Raw genomic sequence first — 243 nt, 5'->3', positions numbered from 1 at the left:
TGCGCCAGACCGAGGGCTTGATCGGCTCCATTCTGCAGTTGCTTGGCCTCGACCTCGCCGTGCCGGACCACTCGACCCTGAGCCGCCGGGCGGAGGCGCTGGAGGTGGCGCGGCCGCGCTGTGGCGGCGAGCCGGTGCACCTGCTGGTGGACAGCACCGGTTTGCAGCTACGTGGTCCCGGTGGCTGGTTGGAGGAGAAGCACGGCACCAAGCGTCGCCGGGCCTGGAAGGTGCTCCACCTCG

General features: G+C 70.8%; 1 protein-coding gene. It reads left to right on the top strand.

Annotation, left to right across the window (positions count from 1 at the left end):
* A partial coding sequence (locus tag E2C05_RS32625) for a transposase (protein ID WP_192912584.1) occupies positions 1–243 on the top strand: 243 nt, incomplete at both ends.

It is taken from the genome of Paracraurococcus ruber (assembly GCF_004353985.1).
Lineage (GTDB): Bacteria > Pseudomonadota > Alphaproteobacteria > Acetobacterales > Acetobacteraceae > Paracraurococcus > Paracraurococcus ruber.
This window is presented reverse-complemented; position numbering and strand designations above follow the sequence as displayed.